Source organism: Luteimonas sp. BLCC-B24 (genome assembly GCF_028550595.1).
Classification (GTDB): Bacteria; Pseudomonadota; Gammaproteobacteria; order Xanthomonadales; family Xanthomonadaceae; genus Luteimonas.
Window position 1 is genome coordinate 679,042 of the sequence record NZ_JAQQGN010000001.1, and the last position, 15,026, is coordinate 694,067.

Below are 15,026 nucleotides of genomic sequence, written 5' to 3' on the forward strand. Positions count from 1 at the left end.
CGCGCGGCCGGCGATCGTCGTCCGCCGGCGTCTTCGCTCGACGATGGGCGGTTAGTCCCGGTCGTGCGCCGCACCGGAACATCGTCCGCATCCGCACACTTGACGGCGCGCCCGGCAGACCGCTCACCGGCGTTGTCCACATCCGGTGTGGATGATCGGAAGACAAACGTGTGGATAAGCTCCGCGAGCCCGCATGCGAAGCGGCGCGAACCGCACTGGTCAATCTTTCGCCACAAGACGAGCGACAGGTCGGACGAGGACTTGATTCGCGCACGCGGGTGTGCCGCAGGCCGATCGCCCACGCGCGTACCGGCTGCCGGGACGCTGCGACTCGGTCGCCACCGCCGGGCCCACGACGCGCCGCGCGGGTCAGAACCAGGGCGGGGCGTTCAGGACACGCGCCTTGTAATAGCTCACGTTCGCGCGCAGGCCGTAGAGCGCAGCCAGACCGTATGTGACGCCGCGCCCGAGCCGTCCCAGCCCCAGCATCTCCAGCAGGACGACAACCGCCACGGCCAGAACGAGATACACCACCGCCTGTCGCCAGAGTCCCTTGATCACGTAATAGATCGGGCCGAACAGGAAGGCGAGCACGTTGAAATTCAGCGCGAAGCGTTCGCCGAACGGCAAGTCGAAAACCTTCGGGAGTTCGGGACCGCCCGCCTTCACGACCAGCCGGAACCGGCGCTTCCAGGTCGCCGATACCGGCAGACGCGCGATGGGATCCGGCGCAGGGACCGGGCGCGCGACCGCAGGCGGCAGAGCACCCGCGGCGTCGGGCGCGACATACGAGTTGTAGGGGTCGCTCACGAGAATCCTTCTCCTTGGTGGGCATTCGAAAGGCGCCGCGTCCGACAGGCGCGCGCCGAGTCTGCCGGGCGCGATGGCAGGGCCGCCATTGCTCGACACACGGCGCCGTGGATCGCGACCGGTCGACCCGCCCGGCCGTGCGCTCCGATCCCGGCATCGCGCGGTATCGGGCTCCCGGCATGGGCCGGGTGCGTCAGCGCCCCGCCCAGCGCATCTCGAACCACCGGCTGATCCGTTCACCGGCCGCCAGGCGCGGCAGCGCGAGATTGAAGGCGTCGGGCGGTCCGCTCTGGGGCTCGACGCAGGTGGCGTCGTCGCGCTCGTCGAAGACCACCCAGTGGTCGCAGTCCGAGGCGAGCGCCAGGCGTCGCCCCCCGCGATGCAGCGCCGCGCCGTCGACGCCGAGGAAACAGTCGTCCCATGGCGGCGTGGTCGGCGGTCCGGGCGGCAGCACCGTGAGACCGGCGGCGTCGCGCGGGTACATGGCGGTGGGCGCGAAGTCGAGGCGATCGGGCTTGCGGAACCACGGGTGCCAGCCGATCACGGCGGGCATCGCATGCTCCTGCGCGTCCAGCGCGAGGGTCATCCGCAGGCAGCGTGGCGTCACCCGCAATGTCTGCCGCGCCACGCCGCCGAACGGCCAGCGCGCGTCGCGGGGCAGCTGCAGCGCCAGCACGATGCAATCCGCCGTGTGCAGCTCCACCTGCCACGGCAGCGCGAAGCCGACGCCGTGAATCGCATGCGGGCCGAGATTGGGCGCAAGCCGATACTCGCGGCCGTCGAAGCAGAAGCGGCCATTCCGCACCCGCCCGGCCCAGGGCAGCATCGGATAGCACCCCCAGGCGATCGTCTGCGGATGACCGTCGTCGGGGCCGACCAGCTGGGCATCACCCGCGTACACGATCTGCGCGATGCGACCACCGGCCGACGGCGCGACGCTGACCCGCAACGCGCCGCATTCGATGTCGAGACACGAACCGGCCGCAAGCGGCGCGAGGGCGCCGTCGGTGCCGTCATCTGCCATACGGATCGATCGTGCGGATGCGGCCGTCGGCATCGTGATGCAGCTCCGTGACCTTGACCGACCGCAGATGGGTGACGCCGCCGGACAGCAACGCGTCGTGGTAGTACAGCCACCAGCGGCCGTCGAATGCGACGATCGAGTGATGCGTGGTCCAGCCCACCACCGGCTTCAGGATCACGCCCTGGTAGGTGAAGGGCCCATACGGGCTGTCGCCGACCGCGTAGCACAGCAGATGGGTGTTGCCGGTGGAATAGGAGAAGTAGTAGCGCCCGTCGTGTTTGTGCAGCCACGGGCCTTCGAAGAAGCGCCGGCTGTGGTCGTCGGCGCGCAGCGGCTGTCCGTGTTCGTCGAGGATCACCACTTCGCGCGTGGGCTCGTCGAGCTCGAGCATGTCCGCGCGCAGGCGCCCGACGCGCGCGCCGAGTGCCGGCGCATCGCCAACGGGCTCCTCGTGCGCGGCGTCGCGGACGTTGTCACGGTACTTCTGCAGCTGGCCGCCCCAGATGCCGCCGAAGTACATGTAGTGCGTGCCGTCGTCGTCGGCGTAGACCGCCGGGTCGATCGAATAGGTGCCGGCCATCGGTGCGGGTTGCGCGGTGAACGGCCCTTCCGGACGATCGCCGACCGCGACACCGATGCGGAAGATGTCGTCCGCGTCCTTGGCCGGAAAATAGAAGTAGTAGCGCCCGTCGCGGCACGCCGCGTCGGGCGCCCACATCTGGCGCTTCGCCCAGGGCACGTCGCGTACGTGCAGCGCCGGGCCGCAGTCCACCACCTCGCCGTCGGGCGCATCCATGCGCAGCACGTGGTAGTCGACCATGCCGAAGTGTCCGCCTTCGTCGTCGAACGGCGTGCCGGCGTCGATGTCGTGCGACGGGTAGATGTACAGCCGTCCCTCGAATACGTGGGCCGACGGGTCCGCCGTGTAGATGTGGGTGACCAGCGGGCGCGAGATCGCCTTGTCGGCCAGCGCGTGCAGTTCGGCCGACAGGGCCGCTTCGCCCCGGGTGTCGGCCGGCGGCTTCGGATGCGCGCTCATGCCACCACCTCCGCGCCTGCGCGGCGCTCGGCGAGTTCGCGTTCCAGACGCGCTTCCATCGGTTTGTCGATCCGGTAGAAGAACAGCAGGCCGACCGCCAGCAGAAACGGAATCGAGCAGTACACGCTGATCGCCAGCCGGATGCCGTCCGTCACCGCGTCCGATTGCGCACCGCCGCCGGTGGCGTAGCCGTAATGGGCGAGGATCGCGGCGACCAGCGCGCCGCCGATGCTCAGCCCGACCTTGAGGCCGCACAGCATCGCCGAGAAGATGATTGCCGTCGCACGGCGGTGATTGGTCCATTCGGAGTAGTCGGCGACGTCGGCGATCATCGCCCACAGCAGCGGAATCGTGATGCCGTAGAAGAAGCCGTGCAGGATCTGCGAGCCGAAGACCAGCCAGATCGCATCCGGCGGATAGAGATAGAAGGCCAGCACGAACAGCGTCGCCACGAACAGCGCGCCGCCGAACACGTCGCGCTTGCCGAAGCGCTCGGCCAGCGGCCGTGACAGCCCGATGCCGAGAATCATGAAGATGATGCCGCCGGCATTGAACAGGCTGAAGGCCGAGGTCGGCGCGTCCTCGGGCCACTGGAAGCCGGCGAGCCCCGCACCGGTCAGCGCGGCGTTGAGGCCCGCGATGAAGGCGTTGAAACCGGTGCCCTGCAGGAACGCCGCCAACGCGGCTTCATCGAGGTAGTACTGGAAGTAGTAGATCGTCATGCCGCCTTTGAGCGCCAGCGTGATGAACACCAGCACCGTCAGCGCCAGCATGATCAGCCAGGGGCGGTTGCGCGCGAGGTCGCCCAGGTCCTGCATCACGCCCGAGGACTGCGCCTGCACGGGCGCGATGCGCTCGCGCGTGGTGAGGAACGTGATCAGGAAGAACACCGTGCCGACGATCGCGAAGATCGTCATGACCTGCTCGAACCCGCGGACGCGATCCCCGTCGCCGAGGATCAGCACCATCGGCAGCAGCAGCACCTGGATCACGAACTGCGCCACCATCACCGCGACGAAGCGGTACGACGACAGGCTGTTGCGCTGATCCATGTTGCCGGTCAGCACACCGCTCAGCGCCGCATACGGCAGGTTGTTGGCGCCGTAGACCAGCACCAGCAGCGTGTAGGTGACCAGCGCATAGATCACCTTGCCGCGCTCGCCGAGATCCGGCGTGCTGAAGGCCAGCAGCGCCAGCGCGCCGAACGGCACCGCGGTCCACAGGATCCACGGCCGGAACTTGCCCCAGCGCGTGTGCGTGCGGTCGGCCAGCAGACCGATGATCGGCGTGAACACGAACGCGCCCAGCAGGCCGACGACGAAGATGATCGTCGCCGCGGTGGCCGCAGGCAGCGCGTAGACGTCGGTGTAGAAGAACGCCAGATACGTGACCAGGGTCTGGAAGATCAGGTTGGCCGCGAGATCGCCGAGGCTGTAGCCGAGCTTTTCGCGGACGGACAGCACTTCGGTGGCGCGGGAGGAAGCGGCGGAAGTCATTGCGACGGAGCACCCGTGGAGATGCCGGGGGCGCTGACGCGGACCCGGCGGGAGACGCATGGATATCGAAGCGGGGCCGGCCTCACCTGCGCCATGCCGGCACAGGCGGATCCGGCCGGGACACGATACCGGCGGGACGGACACGGCCCGCCCCGACGCCGGAGCGCCGGGACAGGCCGTGGGGAGACGACGTGGGACGGTATCGGGTCGGAATGTGTCGCGGATGCCGATGCTGGAGGTGCGGCCGGGGGCGTCGAGCGCGTTGACGGCGCCAGGGGAGCAGAGGTTGGAGCGGCGCCCTTCGCTGTTGACGCGACGACGGCCACAACGGGAAGCGTCGAGCTCAGCGCGCGCGGCAGCGTGGTTCGCATGATCCTGTCTTGCACTGCCCCTCCCGTTCCTGGCGGCATCCGGTGCGGAACCGTGCCGATCGCATGGCACGCGCCGTGAGCCCGTTAACCGATCACGCGATCGAAAGGTAGCGCTATCATTCGAGCGCCGTCACGCTGCGCAGCAACATAACGCCCTCACCGCGAAGACTTCCGGTTTCTTCGGCGCTGCAGCACCCTATGGCACATCCGTGTAACCGCCTTGGGCGCGATGATGCGCCGCAGAACGCGATCCGAAGCGGGCTGTGTTAGTGATAGCGCTATCACTATCGACCGCACGTCGGCGGAGAGACGGATGGCGACCAGAGCAAGGCGCACGACCGCATTGTGGACCGGGGTCGAATGAGCGCGTCCGCTGTCCAGATGGGCATCGGCCTCGACCGCGAGGCTGGCCACGCCCCAGGGTCGGGTCCGCTGTGCACCGCCGCTATCCGCCGCGACGGTCAGCGCGTTGGTCGCGCCGCGCCCGGCGACGCGTACCCCTTGCGCATGGGGTGCGGTGGGAGTGCGCAGCACGACGGGATGATCAGCGCCACGTTCACGCCCGCCGGTGCGATCGGCTTCGTGCGGGCGTGCCGGCGGACGTACCGCGCTGTGCCTGATGCCGCCGGCGCCCATCTCGCGGCGTTGCCGGTGATCCGTCCGCCTGCCCTCGCGCGCACGGGCTGTGCCCCGGCGAGACACACCGATGCCGCCACCTTCGCGTCGCCGGAGCGCGGACCGTTCCGCGCGCATGTCGATTCCAGCACACCCACCATCCCGAACACCGCCCTGCGACAGCGGGGACCGGTGTTTCGACCAGGGAGAGATCGATGAAGAAACCCCGCCCCTTCCTGCTGGCCGCACTGGCCCTCGCCCTGGCCGCATGCGCGGACCGCCCGGCCGATGCACCCGCCGCGCCCGCGGCCGCACCTGCGCCCTCGACCGCCCTCGCCCACGGCCTGGACAAGTTCCTCGGCAGCGCGCATTCGCCGCTGCAGGACGAGGAGTTCCTCGTGTACTGGAACAAGGTCACGCCCGAGAACGCCGGCAAGTGGGGCGAGGTCGAGGGACAGCGCGACCTGATGGTCTGGGACCGGCTCGACGCGGCTTACCGGCTGGCCAAGGACAACGGCCTGCCGTTCCAGATGCACGTCATGGTCTGGGGCAACCAGCAGCCGGAGTGGATCCGCCACCTGCCACCCGACGAGCAGCGCGCCGAGATCGAGGAATGGTTCGCGGCGGTGGCTGCGCGCTATCCCGACATCGACATCGTGGAGGTCGTCAACGAGCCGCTGCACGATCCGCCGACGCAGGACGACGAGGACGGCGGCAACTACGCGCAGGCGCTCGGCGGCGACGGCGAGAGCGGCTGGGACTGGGTGCTGGAATCCTTCCGCCTGGCACGTACGCATTTTCCGGATGCGCGGCTGATGCTCAACGACTACAGCATCACCAACACGCCCGACGACGCGAAGCGCTATCACGCGATCGTGCAGCTGCTGCAGGCCGAGAACCTCATCGACGTGATCGGCGTGCAGGGCCATGCGTTCTCGACCACCACCGAAACGCCGATGTCGGTGCATCGCGAAAGTCTCGACCTGCTGGCCTCGACCGGCCTGCCGATCCACGTGACCGAACTCGATATCGACGGCCCCACCGACGACGCCCAGCTCGAAGCGTTCCAGCGCATCTTTCCGGTGTTCTGGGAACACCCGGCCGTCGAAGGGGTGACGCTGTGGGGCTTCCGACCGGGTCTCTGGCGCACCGAGCAACGCGCCTACCTCATCGATCGCGAGGGTCGCGAACGCCCGGCGCTGGCGTGGCTGCGGCGCTACGTCCGCGGCGAAGCGCCGGCCTCCGATGCGGGGGACGCGACTTCTGGCGCGGCGCAATGAGCGTGCGCCTCGGCTCGGGCGTCGTTGCACCCGCGCGGGCCGGCGGGCTGGCGCGGGTCTCGGCGGCGACCCCAGCCGTGCGCGGCACCGCCGCAGCCACTGGCGGCGTGCCGGGCGCAGATCGTTGCCGAAATCCCTTCACGCTCCGCATCGACGTGACCACGCCCACGGGACCTGGAATCCGCGTGCCGCCTGCCGAAGCACGCCTTCCGGCCGCGCCCCCGCATGCCGCACCCGCGCGCCGCGCACGACGGCGTTCACCAGACAGGACGACACCCCGATGACCGGACGCTTCCGCCCTGCCCTCGTCCTGCCGCTGCTGCTCGGACTCGTGTCGGCCCAGGCCGCCGAGGTCGCGTGGAGCCCCCCCGCGGCGCCCGCACCGACCACGCTCAAGGACGCCTACCGCGGCGATTTCCTGATCGGCACCGCGGTCAACGACGGCATCGTCGCCGGCCGCGACCCGCGCACCGAGGCCCTGGTGCCGCGACATTTCAACGCGCTGACCGCCGAAAACGTGATGAAGGCGGAGGTGCTGCATCCCGAGCCCGGCGTCTGGGACTTCGCGCCGGCCGATGCCTTCGTCGCCTACGGCGAGCGCCACGGCATGTATCTCATCGGCCATACCCTGGTGTGGCACAACCAGACACCGGCCTGGTTCTTCGAACGCGACGACGGTACGCCTGCACCGCCCGAGGAGATGGCCGAGCGCATGCGCGCTTACATCGAGGTCGTCGCCGGGCGCTATGCCGGCCGCGTCGATGCCTGGGACGTGGTCAACGAGATCATCGGCGAGGACGGCGAATACCGCGACACCGTGTGGACGCGCGCCTTCGGCGGCGACGGCGACGCGGTGGTGCGCCACGCCTTCGAGGCCGCCGGCCGCTACGCACCGGAGACCGCGCTGTACTACAACGATTTCAACGCCTGGCGGCCGGAGAAGCGCGCCGGCATCGTGCGCCTGGTGAGGATGTTGCAGGACGCCGGTATCCGCATCGACGGCATCGGCATGCAGGGCCATTGGGGCCTGAACTACCCGTCGCTCGCCGACATCGAGGCCTCGATCGACGCGTACGCCGCACTCGGGGTCAAGGTGATGATCACCGAGCTCGACGTCGACGTGCTGCCGCTGACCCGCGAAGGCCAGATCATCGGCACCGGCATGCTGCATCCGCAGTTCCAGCTTCCGGAGTTCAAACGCTATCTCGACCCCTATCGCGAAGGACTGCCGGCCCACGTGCAGCAACAGCTGGCCGATCGCTATGCCGAACTCTTCCGCCTGTTCCACCGCAAGCGCGACGTGATCGAACGCGTCAGCGTCTGGGGCGTGGAGGACGGCATGTCGTGGAAGAACGACTACCCGATCCCGGGCCGCACCAACTACACCCTGCTGTTCGATCGCGAACGCCAGCCGAAGCCGGCACTGGAGGCGGTCTTGGCGGTGCCGGGGGAGGCAGGGGCACGCTGAGCCGCCCAGTACCGCACCGCCGGGCATCCGGCCAGCACGCCGCTGCCCGGCCCGAAACGCGGATTCCCGCCTGCGCAGGCATGGCGGCGCGCTTACGGTTGGGCGCTCTTTACGGCTGATCCAGCCGTCGTCTCGAGCATCGTCGCCATCCCCGCACGGGCGGGAATCCAGTGACTGCACGAGCACGATTCGAGGCCGGTGCCCCCAGTATCCGCAAGTACGACGAGAGGGATCCTTCCGCACGCGAATACCTGACGGTTCCCGTACCGGCGTCTGCGCCACCCGATGGGCAGGCGATCCGGGCGACTCGCTCGCCGCCGTCAGTCCTCAGGCGCGGCATCCGGTGTGTCCGTGCCAATGCCGCGACCCAAGGCCGGCCACGCCGGCGCCGACTGCAGTCGACGGCAAGCCCGGCACGGCGAGGTCACGGGCCCGCCGGATGCGTCGGATGCACGCCGTCCGCCGAGAGGCCATCGCGTTTCCGGTGACCGTCGGCATCAGCGGGCGTACGTCGGGAGGCGCGCCGCTCGCGCACGGCGTCATGTTCGTTCGCCGCGCACAGCACCTCGTGCAGCGCGCGGGTGACACCGCGTGTAGCGCCCGATCTGCGGTCGCAGCGCATCGCGCGCGTCGCACTGCGCCGCGACACGCCCCAGATCGCCCGGCCCGGTGCTCCGCCCGGAGCATCGTCCATGCAGATCGCCTGGTACGCCACGGTGGAACGCGCCACGCCCAAGCGAACGATGCCGATGCGCGTGGGGTGCGGGCGTACGCGGCGCGCGACCGTGGGTGGCCGCGCGGCGAGGCGCGCGTCCCACGGCCGCGGTGGTCATCGTTCGTCGCGCGCGTACGGGCCCAGCGTCACGCCGACGAAGCCGCCGGCGTCGTCGGTGCTGAGCATGGTCGCGTCCGCGCCCTCCAGCAGGGTCTGCCAGTCACCGTCGTCCGCCGCGAACGCGAACGCGATCTCGCCCTCGTCGCCGGCGATGCGCAGGCGCAGCGCGTCCGCGGTCGCGACCGTGCGCGTGGCCAGCACCTCGACGGGCGCGCCCTCGCCCTTGGCGCGCTCGACGAACAGTTGCAGCGCGTCGTCGGCATCGCGGCGCACACCGACGACGTACCAGTGATTGCCGCTCTGGAACGCCGCGAGGCCCGCGGCCACGCCCGCGGTCGGCGCTGCGAGCGCGGCACTGGCCTCGAACACCAGATGCTGCTGGCGGCGCGCGAGAAAGGACGGGTTGCCGAGCGTGTCAAGACCCTCGCGCAGCGGATGGATCGCCAGCCGGCCGGGATGCGAGGCGAGATCCGCCCAGTCGCGCTTGGGCACGCGCACGAACATCCACTCGCGCCCGAGCTGCGGCGTGTCGAACTCGTCGCGCACGGTGAAGTTGCCCGACATCGGCGCCTGCTCGGCCGTGCCCGTCATCCAGGACGGCGCCGGCAGCGTGTACGGGATGGTCTCGCCCAGAGGCAGGATCGTCGGCCAGCCGTCGTTCCAGGTCACCGGCAGCAGGAAGGTCTCGCGGCCGGTGTTGTACTGGCGCACGTCGTAGTTGCGGCTGGCCAGGAACACCGCCCACCAGCTGCCGTCCGGGCCTTCGACCATGTCGACGTGGCCGGCATTGGTGATCGGCAGGTCGCGATCGGGCGGCAGGTCACGCTGGGTGAGGATCGGGTTGTGTTCGTACGGAATGTACGGGCCCCAGACATCGCGGCTGCGCAGCACCACCTGCGAATGCTGCGGCCCGGTGCCGCCCTCGGCGTTCGACAGTACGTACCAGCCGTCGACCTTGTAGATGTGCGGGCCTTCGATCCAGATCGGGTTCTCTTCCGGCTTCACGCCGCCGTCGATCAGCACCTTGCGCGGGCCGAAGGGCGTCAGCGAGTCGATGTCGATCGCCTGCATCCAGATCGCACGATGCCCGTCGTAGCGCACCGGCCCCTCGGGTTCGTCGTTGTTGAGGATGTAGACGCGGCGGTCGTCGTCGAAGAACAGCGAGGGATCGATGCCGCCGATGCCCGGCAGCCAGTGCGGGTCCGACCACGGCCCGGCCGGATCGGTCGCGGTGACGATGAAGTTGCCGCCGCCGTCGACCGAGGTGTTGACCACGTAGAAGGTGCCGTCGTTGTATTCGATCGTCGGCGCGAACACGCCGCGCGACAGCCCAAGCCCGTCGAAATCCAGCTGGCCGGGGCGATGGATCGCGCTGCCCACCTGCGTCCAGTGCACCAGGTCCTCGCTCTCGAACACCGGGATGCCGGGGAAGTAGGTGAACGTGGAATGCACCATGTAGAACTTGCCGCGCGCGGCGACGATGCTCGGATCGGAATGGAAGCCGGCGAGGATGGGATTGCGGAAATGCCCCTCGGGCAGCGGCAACTCGAACGCACGATCGCGGCCGGTGTATTCGAACCAGTCGAACAGGACAGGAGCGGCCGTGCCGGTTACCGCGGGTGCGGGGTCCGCCGGCGCTCGGGCGATGACGCTGCTGCTCGCGCCGGCCGCGGCCAGGGCCACGAGCGCGCAGACCAGCGCGCTGCGGAACCTCATGGCGTGGCGCTCCACGGTCGGGACCGGTGTTGCTGCAGTGTCGGATCGTTTCATCGTCGCATCTCCATGGACTGGACCTGCCTGCGGCAGGCGGGATTTTCAGCGGATCTCGATCTCGAACGGGCCCGCGGGCTGGTCGGCGGCATCGAACAGGTTGACCATCGGCGCATCGGCCCAGGCGTAGCGCACGCGCGTCGGCACCGGGCCGTCGCCGGTAGGCAAGCGCACGCGGCCACCGTCCACCCGCGCATCGACGAACCGGCAGCTGCCGGCCGCCGCCCCGCACAGCTCGAAGCCGGCAGGTCCGGCCGCGCCGTACGCGACCAGGGCGCCCTCGACATCGGCGAACGTGAGCACCACCTCGTCACCCTCCCGCCGTGCCTGCTGCGGCACCGGACCGGAGGCTGCGATGGTCTCGCCGTAGACGGCATGCCGCGCCGCACGCGCGAGCCGCTTGCCGAGCACCTGCTTGTTCGGCGGGTGGATGTCGTAGCGGTCGCCGATGTCGATCGTCAGGGCCAGCGCACTGTGCGGATCGGCGGCGACCGCACGCTGGGCTTCGCGCAACGCGGCCCAGTCGCTCTCGCCGGGCGCGCTGGCCGGCGTGCCGTAGCCCGCCAGTTGCACCACGAGGAACGGCAAGCGGGGATCACCGAAGCGACCGCGCAAGTCGTCGCGCAATCCGCGCAGCAGCCCCGCGTAGGCGTCGGCCTCGAAGGTGTTCGACTCGCCCTGGTACCAGAGCATGCCGCGCAGGCGCATGCCGGCCAGCGGCGCGATCATGCCGTTGTACAGCGTCGACAATCCCGCCGCCGACTGCCACGGCGCGCGCGGCGGCGAGCCGACCGCGTTCGGCACGACGCGATAGCGCCAGCCGCCATCGAACGGCACCGTGCTGCCATCGGCGAAGCGGAGCGCATGCGCGGACGCCGGCCCGGCCAGCCCGCCTTCGCGGTAGGTGTCGAGCACGTTGACGACGATGTGGTTGTCGCCGGCGCGCAGCAGGCCGTCAGGCAGTGCGTAGGTGCGCGGCGTGCCGGCGCCGTAGGTGCTGCCGACCGCGCGACCGTTGACCCAGGTCGTGTCCATTTCGTCAGCGGGGCCGAGTATCAGCGTCGCCGCCTGTGCGGCCTGGTCTGCCGTCAGCCTGACCTGCGTGCGATACCAGAGCATGCCGTCGAAGGCGGCGAGTTCCGGAATGCCCCAGCGCTCCCACGCGCCGAGATCGCGCGGTGCATCGCGCCAGTCCGCACCGCCGGCGTCGCCCTCCCAGGGACGGTCACCGGCGGCGATCCCCGGACGCTGCTGCCACCAGCCGGTCCACACATCGCCCCAGCGCGCGACAGCGGCCTCGGGCGCGTCGGCGTACAGCGCCAGCACATCGAGTTCGGCACCGAGCCCGCCGCCGGAACGCAGCGCCTCGGCACTGGTCCAGGCCTGGATGCGCGAGCCGCCCCAGGCCGCGTTGACCAGCCCCATCGGCACGTCGACGGTCTTCTGCAACTCACGCGCGAAGTACCAGCAGGCGGCGGAGAAATCGCGGATCGAGTCCGGGCTGACGGTCTGCCAACGGGTGTCGTCGCCGAAGCGCGTTTGCGGCGCCGGACGGCTCGCCTGCGGCACGGTCAGCACGCGGATCGTGTCGCTGGCCGCGCCCGCGATCTCGGCGTGCGCATCCAGCGAGCGCCAGACCTGCAGCTCCATGTTCGACTGGCCGGAACACAGCCAGACATCGCCGACCAGCACGTCGGCGACCGTGCGCGATACCTCGCCGGCACGCGCGGTGAGCGTGTGAGGCCCGCCGGCAGGCAGCGCCGGCAGTTCGACCGACCATCGCCCCGAGGCATCCGCGCGGGCGCTGCGACGATGGCGCGCCAGCCCGACCTGCACGGTCACGCCGGGCGCGGCGTCACCCCAGATGCGGATCGGCCGGTCGCGCTGCAGCACGACGTGGTCCTGGAACAGCGGATGCAGCAGCGCCGCGTCTGCGTCGTCGGCCGTCGCCGGCGCGAACGGCGCCATTCCGAGCAGCAGTGTCGCCAGCGCGGTGCGCGCGTACGCGGCGAACAGTCGATGCGGCGTGCCTGCAGCCTTACGCTTCACTGCGTGTCTCCCGGCGCATGCGGAAACTCCAGCGCCTTGTAATGCTCGAGCGTGTGCGCCTGCGGCGCGACGCCCGCCGGCAGCGGCAGCCCGGAGATCGACTGGAAATACGCGATGCTGGCATCGCGCCACCATTGCGCCTCCGCCTGCTGGATCGCGAGAAACGCGGCGACCTGCGCATGCCGCTCGGGATCGATGCGGCCGTCGAGACCGGCCCAGGTCGCCCGCATGTCGCGCACCGCGTTCACGCCGCGGTCGTAGCGCAGTACCAGCTCGTCCCACAGTGAGCGCCCGTTGCGCATCGTGTGGCCCCAGGGCACATGGTGGAACCACAGCAGGAATTTCTCCGGCGTGCGCGTGACGTCGTCGAAGATTTCGGCCACCGGCGGCGCGTATTGCGACACCGCATCGCTGCCGCGGCGCGTGCGGTCGAAGCCGATGCCGTTCGCGTCCGCGCGGTGGAAATACACCGACGTCCAGTCCGCGCGCGGACCGCCTTCCACCCACGGCCCGGGGCCGTAGTGGTGGCCGCGGTCCATCACATGGTGCAGGCCCAGCGCACCGGTGTAATCCACCACCGCCTCGCGCGAGGCCATCATCATGCCGACCACCGGCTCGACGACCGCCGGATCGTTGGCGAACGTCATCCGCGTCCACTCGACCGCGATATCGCGTGACGACAGCTCCGGATTCCAGGCCAGGCGCCCGAACGCGTACCAGTTGGCCTGGTCGAAGTGCGAGCCGCTCCAGTTGCGGTCGCTGCCGATGTTGGCCACACCGGCGATGCCGGTCAGCGCGTGGCCGTCGAGCGCGCCGTCGATCACGCGCGCCACGGTCGAGCCCGGCCCCCGCACGTGGGTGTCGGCGTCCAGCACCTCTTCGTACAGCGGGCCCTTGTAGGCCAGATGCGTCGAGAAGCCGAGATATTCCTTCGTGATCTGGAACTCCATCATCAACGGCGTCTTCGGCATGCCGCCGAACAGGGGATGGAAAGGCTCGCGCGGCTGGAAATCGATCGGTCCGTTCTTCACCTGCACCAGCACGTTGTCGCGGAAGCGACCGTCGAGCGGCACGAATTCGTTGTAGGCCTGCTTGGCGCGGTCGACGGGTTCCTCGTCGGAATAGACGAACGCGCGCCACATCACCACGCCGCCGTGCGGCGCCAGGGCATCGGCCAGCATGTTGGCGCCGTCGGCATGGCTGCGGCCATAGTCCTGCGGGCCGGGCTGGCCTTCCGAATTGGCCTTGACCAGGAAACCGCCGAAATCGGGAATCAGCGCGTATACCTCGTCGGCCTTCGCGCGCCACCAGCGCTGCACACCGGCATCGAGCGGATCGGCCGTGGCCAGCCCCCCGATTTCCATCGGCGCGCTGAAGCGCGCGCTCAGATACACCTTCATGCCGTAGGACCGCAGCACGCCGGCGATCGCCGCGACCTTCTCCAGGTACATCGGCGTCAACACCTCGGCGTTGGCGTTGACGTTGTTGAGCACCGCGCCGTTGATGCCGATCGAGGCGTTCGCACGCGCGTAATCGGTGTAGCGCGGGTCGAGCCAGCCCGGCAGCCGGTGCCAGTCCCAGATCGACTGGCCGGAATACCCGCGCTCGACGTAGCGGTCGAGATCGTCCCAGTGGTTGAGCACGCGCAGCGCCAGACGCGGCGCCTCGCGGATATCGAGGTCTTCGAGCGGCTGGCCCGTCTGCAGCAGGCGCAGCAGATGGAAACTGCCGTACAGCGCGCCGACGTCGCTGTTGGCGGCGACGACCGTCGTCGCATGACCGCCGACGACGGCGCTGCGGATGCGGTAGCCCTCTTCGCCCAGGCCCTCGAGATCCAGATCTAGGCCTGCGATCAGCGGCGACGAGGCCGGCGTGCCGACCAGCAGCGCTCCGTCTCGGTTCACCCGGTCCGCACGCGCCGGCGCGATGCCGGACAGTGCCCTGAGTCCGCGCTGCAGTTCACGCCGCGTTGCGGTCTGCACCGGCGTATCGTCGGGACTCACGAGCTCCCGGATGCGCGTCTCAGCCGCTGTCGCCGCGCCGAGCGGCGCATACCGCAGCCACAGGTCGTAGCCATCCTCGGCCCGCGCGGTGGACGCGGTCATCATCAGCACGCACCACGCGGCCGCGGCCAGGCACGAACGGAGCACCCGGGCACGCGCCGCCTCGCCGGTCGAAGGGGTTAGCGTTAACATCTGCGACATCTGGATTCCCTCCCCGGAACCGGCTTTCATGCACAAGGGCCCGATGCGCGCGATCGGTCGGGTCC

At 69.9% G+C, this 15,026-nt stretch carries 11 protein-coding genes; 3 read left to right on the forward strand and 8 right to left on the reverse strand.

The annotated features are described in order from the left end of the window. Positions 1 to 369: 369 nt before the first annotated feature. From PQS31_RS03345 to PQS31_RS03360, 4 genes are all read right to left on the reverse strand, one after another. Positions 370 to 810 (reverse strand): DUF2628 domain-containing protein, encoded by a 441-nt coding sequence (locus tag PQS31_RS03345; RefSeq protein WP_272761250.1) that lies wholly within the window; start codon positions 808 to 810, stop codon positions 370 to 372. Between the two features lie 193 nt (positions 811 to 1,003). After that, positions 1,004 to 1,834: an aldose epimerase gene (locus tag PQS31_RS03350; protein WP_272761251.1), complete on the reverse strand. Its 831-nt coding sequence runs from the start codon at positions 1,832 to 1,834 to the stop codon at positions 1,004 to 1,006. Then, positions 1,824 to 2,873, reverse strand: a complete 1,050-nt coding sequence (locus PQS31_RS03355) for a glycoside hydrolase family 43 protein (protein WP_272761252.1) — start codon at positions 2,871 to 2,873, stop codon at positions 1,824 to 1,826. Before PQS31_RS03355 ends, PQS31_RS03350 begins: the two co-directional genes overlap by 11 nt. Beyond that, entirely contained in the window at positions 2,870 to 4,369 is a 1,500-nt protein-coding gene (locus tag PQS31_RS03360; protein WP_272761253.1) for an MFS transporter, read from the reverse strand. The genes PQS31_RS03355 and PQS31_RS03360 overlap by 4 nt, the downstream gene beginning before the upstream one ends. Positions 4,370 to 5,100: 731 nt before the next feature. Here PQS31_RS03360 and PQS31_RS03365 point away from each other — a divergent pair. The 3 genes from PQS31_RS03365 to PQS31_RS03375 all read left to right on the forward strand — a co-directional run bounded on the left by PQS31_RS03365 (position 5,101) and on the right by PQS31_RS03375 (position 8,103). Continuing rightward, positions 5,101 to 5,574, forward strand: a complete 474-nt coding sequence (locus PQS31_RS03365; protein WP_272761254.1) for a hypothetical protein — start codon at positions 5,101 to 5,103, stop codon at positions 5,572 to 5,574. Continuing rightward, positions 5,571 to 6,635, forward strand: coding sequence for an endo-1,4-beta-xylanase (locus PQS31_RS03370; protein WP_272761255.1), 1,065 nt, complete (start codon positions 5,571 to 5,573; stop codon positions 6,633 to 6,635). The genes PQS31_RS03365 and PQS31_RS03370 overlap by 4 nt, the downstream gene beginning before the upstream one ends. A 280-nt stretch (positions 6,636 to 6,915) precedes the next feature. Continuing rightward, positions 6,916 to 8,103, forward strand: coding sequence for an endo-1,4-beta-xylanase (locus tag PQS31_RS03375; protein WP_272761256.1), 1,188 nt, complete (start codon positions 6,916 to 6,918; stop codon positions 8,101 to 8,103). 424 nt (positions 8,104 to 8,527) lie between these two features. On the opposite strand, the gene PQS31_RS03380 is transcribed toward PQS31_RS03375, so the two are convergent. The 4 genes from PQS31_RS03380 to PQS31_RS03395 all read right to left on the reverse strand — a co-directional run bounded on the left by PQS31_RS03380 (position 8,528) and on the right by PQS31_RS03395 (position 14,865). Then, on the reverse strand, positions 8,528 to 8,818 hold the full coding sequence (locus PQS31_RS03380) for a hypothetical protein (RefSeq protein WP_272761257.1): 291 nt from the start codon (positions 8,816 to 8,818) through the stop codon (positions 8,528 to 8,530). 114 nt (positions 8,819 to 8,932) lie between these two features. Beyond that, on the reverse strand, positions 8,933 to 10,654 hold the full coding sequence (locus PQS31_RS03385; RefSeq protein ID WP_272761258.1) for a glycoside hydrolase family 43 protein: 1,722 nt from the start codon (positions 10,652 to 10,654) through the stop codon (positions 8,933 to 8,935). A 99-nt stretch (positions 10,655 to 10,753) separates the two neighbouring features. Then, complete coding sequence (locus PQS31_RS03390) at positions 10,754 to 12,676, reverse strand: sialate O-acetylesterase (RefSeq protein ID WP_272761449.1); 1,923 nt, start codon at positions 12,674 to 12,676, stop codon at positions 10,754 to 10,756. Positions 12,677 to 12,753: 77 nt separating this feature from the next. Next, complete coding sequence (locus PQS31_RS03395; RefSeq protein WP_272761450.1) at positions 12,754 to 14,865, reverse strand: alpha-glucuronidase family glycosyl hydrolase; 2,112 nt, start codon at positions 14,863 to 14,865, stop codon at positions 12,754 to 12,756. Positions 14,866 to 15,026: the final 161 nt, after the last annotated feature.

Excerpts from the sequence above, each read along its gene's own strand:
- PQS31_RS03350 (WP_272761251.1), bottom strand. The coding sequence starts at position 1,834 with ATGGCAGATGACGGCACCGACGGCGCCCTCGCGCCGCTTGCGGCCGGT.
- PQS31_RS03355 (WP_272761252.1), bottom strand. The coding sequence starts at position 2,873 with ATGAGCGCGCATCCGAAGCCGCCGGCCGACACCCGGGGCGAAGCGGCC.
- PQS31_RS03360 (WP_272761253.1), bottom strand. The coding sequence starts at position 4,369 with ATGACTTCCGCCGCTTCCTCCCGCGCCACCGAAGTGCTGTCCGTCCGC.
- PQS31_RS03365 (WP_272761254.1), top strand. The coding sequence starts at position 5,101 with ATGAGCGCGTCCGCTGTCCAGATGGGCATCGGCCTCGACCGCGAGGCT.
- PQS31_RS03370 (WP_272761255.1), top strand. The coding sequence starts at position 5,571 with ATGAAGAAACCCCGCCCCTTCCTGCTGGCCGCACTGGCCCTCGCCCTG.
- PQS31_RS03375 (WP_272761256.1), top strand. The coding sequence starts at position 6,916 with ATGACCGGACGCTTCCGCCCTGCCCTCGTCCTGCCGCTGCTGCTCGGA.
- PQS31_RS03385 (WP_272761258.1), bottom strand. The coding sequence starts at position 10,654 with ATGAGGTTCCGCAGCGCGCTGGTCTGCGCGCTCGTGGCCCTGGCCGCG.
- PQS31_RS03390 (WP_272761449.1), bottom strand. The coding sequence starts at position 12,676 with ATGGCGCCGTTCGCGCCGGCGACGGCCGACGACGCAGACGCGGCGCTG.
- PQS31_RS03395 (WP_272761450.1), bottom strand. The coding sequence starts at position 14,865 with ATGATGACCGCGTCCACCGCGCGGGCCGAGGATGGCTACGACCTGTGG.